This is a genomic window from Brevundimonas sp. CURTG3B2_SDJG, assembly GCF_057364705.1.
Genome location: NZ_JBNFOJ010000317.1, coordinates 1 through 3119, shown reverse-complemented (window position 1 = coordinate 3119; position 3119 = coordinate 1). Strand labels below are relative to the sequence as shown.

Sequence of the window (3119 nt, the reverse complement as noted above, 5' to 3'; positions counted from 1 at the left end):
AGGCCACGGCCCGGGGCCCGGGCCAGGCCCCCGCCCAGGCTCCGCACCGAGACCCGCACCTTCGGGGACTGGATCGCCGTCTGCGACAACGGGAACGACTGCGCGGCCTACGGCGGGAACCAGGAGTCCGGCCCCGGCTGGGTGATCGTCAAGCTGGGGGCCGGCCCGGGCGCGGAACCGCAGGCCCTGTTCGGCGCCTGGGCTGATCACAGCGACCCGATCCGGATCGCGATCGACGGCGAGGCCGTCGCCTCCGGAGACCGGGCCTCGGACGAGCACGATTCGATCGAGGCCGGCGTTCCCCACGACGTGAAGACGTTCGTGGACAAGATCGCCCAGGGTCAGTCGGCCATCCTGTCGGGCGGCGGCCTGGACGAGCCCCAGGCGATACCTCTGCGAGGCGCTGCCGCGGCCTTTCTCTGGATCGACGAGCGTCAGGGCCGGCTGAACACCACGACCGCCCTGATCCGTCGGGGACTCCGATCGGCGTCCGCCGTCCCGGCTCCGACCGCTCTGCCGGCGCCGCGCGCTGCGCCCGCGGCCTCCCAGGAGGGCCTGCCAGGCGTCGAGACCCTGCCCGCTGCGCTCGAAGCGCTGCCGGCGGTCAGGACCTGCCGGGAGGAGACGCACGTCCGCGACGACCGGGTGAACCGGCTCGACGAAAACCGCCTGCTGTGGTCGGTGCTCTGCTTCCAGGGGCCCTACAACACCGGGCATCGCTTCTTCCTCAGCGACGCGAACGGCCGGACCTTCGAGCCGATCTTGCTGCCGTCGGCCGAGCCCGCCTCGACCGACGTCCCGCACGAGGATCGCTATGTCGAGATCAACGCCGAATATGATCCCGACACCCGGACGATCTCGTCGTTCAGCAAGGGCCGGGGCATCGGCGACTGCGGCGCGGCGACCACGTGGGTGTGGACGGGGCGCGCGTTCGAACTGAAGTCAGAGCGGCGTATGGATCTTTGCGCCGGCGTCTCGCCAGACCTGTGGCCGACGACCTGGCGCACGCGCTGACGGAAGGTGGAAGGACGGCCTGAACGGCGGCTGTGTCGGCGATGTCTCGCGTGTCGTCGCCATGTCGCGGATGTCTTGGCCGGACCTGTCGAGGATGTCTCGCCGAAATTGTCTCGGTCGCAAACGGCTCGACCCGGCCCCGGGAGCAGGAGACTCCGAGGCCGGGCCACGACCCGCAAGGGCCGACGGTCGATGCGGGGGAAGGGAAGTTCGCCTGCGAGGGACCGGATCTGGGTAACGCCTCAGCGCGCCGCGGGATGCGCCGTGGGCGACGGGGTGCGCAGGCGACGACGCGTGCGGCTGCGGCGCCAGTCCTCGAGGACCGATGCCCAACCCCATGCGGGTTCCTTATGCGTGTGGTGCGCTTCTTCCATCTCGGCCTCCTCTGATCTGCGTTGTTGACTGGACGAATATCGGCTTGACAGGAGAAGTGGACAAACCAGATTGTCCACGCTCCTCATAAGGTTCGCTTATGGCTGATCCGCTCGCTGGAATACCCCTCGCCTCCATCCGCGTCTTCGAGGCGGCGGCGCGACTGAAAAGCTTCACGCGCGCCGCCGAGGAGCTGGGCATGACCCAGGCGGCGGTCAGCTGGCAGATCAAGGCGCTGGAGGGCCGGCTGGGACAGAGCCTGTTCCGCCGGCTGCCCCGCGAGGTGCAGCCGACCGAGGCCGGCGAGCGCCTGTCGCGCGCCGCGACCGAGGCGATCACCCTGCTTCGCCGCGCCATCGCCGACCTGACCGAGGCGGACGAGCACATCCTGTCGATCACCACCCTGGCGACGCTGGCCACGCAGTGGCTGGCGCCGAGGCTCCCGGCCTTTCAACTGGCCAATCCCGGGCTGGCCGTGCGGTTAGACACCAATCCGGCGCTGTTGGACCTGTCGCGCGAGGGGTTCGACGTCGGGGTCCGCTCGGGTCATGGCGACTGGCCGGGAATGGAAAGCCAGATGCTGATGCCCAGCGTCTTCACGCCTCTGTGCACCCCCGCGATGGCCGACAGGTTGAAGCTGAAAGCGCCCTGCGACCTGCTGGATGCGCCCCGGATCGGGATGGAGAAGGAATGGGCTCTCTGGTTCGCGGCGACCGGCCTCACAGACGATGCGCGCCCGGCGATCCGCCTGACCGCCGACTACCAGGTGCTCGAGGTCGCCGCCGCGCTGGGCGGACAGGGCGTGGCGCTGGCGTCGCCGATCCTGTTTGCTCGCGAGATCGAGGCCGGGGTGCTGGTGCGGCCGTTCCGACAGACCGTGTCGTTCCACACCGGCTACTATCTGGTTTGGCCCGAAGGCCGCAGACGTTCGCCCAAGATCAAGCGCTTCCGCGACTGGCTGATGGCCCAGGCCGACGCCGATCCGACCGTGCAGGAGGCCCGCGAGACGGCGGGCATGACAGGATCGCACCGATAGGGCGGACGTCGCCCCAGGGTCCGATCGTCCGGCCTACGCCCGGATCAGCCCCTCCAGGACCGCCAGCGGAACCGAACCGTTGACCAGGACCCGATCGTGGAAGGCTCGCAGGTCGAAGCCCGGCTTGGCCGCCGCCTCGGCGCGCAGGCGGGCGATGACGGTGTGGCCGATCTTGTAGGCGCAGGCCTGACCCGGCATCGAGGCGTAGCGGTTGATCTCGCTGTTGGCGGCGCCGACCGGCTTGGCCCCCGAGGCGACCATGTAGTCGACCGCCTGCTCGCGGCTCCAGCCCTTGGCGTGCATGCCGGTGTCGACCACCAGGCGGACGGCGCGGAACAGGTAGGACATCAGGAAGCCGACCCGGCCCAGCGGATCGTCGACGTAGACGTCCAGATCTTCGGCGGCGACCGCCTCGGCGTACAGCGCCCAGCCCTCGTTGTAGGCCGAGAAGCCGTTGGCCCGACGGTATTGAGGCAGGCTCTCCGTCTCGCGCTGCAGCGCCACCTGGAGGTGATGGCCGGGCGAGGCCTCGTGATAGGTCAGGGTCGGCAGCGAGAACTTCGGCCAGTTCTTCGATTCCCGCAGGTTGATGTAGTAGGCGCCGGGGCGCGAGCCGTCGAGCGTCGGACCCTGATAGTAGCCGCCCGGCGCGCCCGCCTGGATGGCGGGCGGCACACGCCGGACCTCGACGGCGGCG

Annotated in this window: 3 protein-coding genes; 2 read left to right on the top strand and 1 reads right to left on the bottom strand. The window is 69.9% G+C overall.

Annotated elements, in window-relative coordinates:
• Together AC2W7C_RS15810 and AC2W7C_RS15805 are read left to right on the top strand one after the other, a co-directional pair.
• The coding region (locus AC2W7C_RS15810; protein ID WP_486002258.1) for a DUF1176 domain-containing protein at nt 1-1014 on the top strand (1014 nt) is incomplete at its 5' end.
• Between the two features lie 472 nt (nt 1015-1486).
• Nucleotides 1487-2422 carry a LysR substrate-binding domain-containing protein gene (locus AC2W7C_RS15805; RefSeq protein ID WP_486002257.1) on the top strand — a complete coding sequence of 312 codons (936 nt, stop codon included), beginning with the start codon at nt 1487-1489 and terminating at the stop codon, nt 2420-2422.
• A gap of 33 nt (nt 2423-2455) precedes the next feature.
• Here the strand turns inward: AC2W7C_RS15805 and AC2W7C_RS15800 are convergent.
• On the bottom strand, nt 2456-3119 hold a 664-nt coding region (locus AC2W7C_RS15800), incomplete at its 5' end, for a DUF885 domain-containing protein (RefSeq protein WP_486002256.1).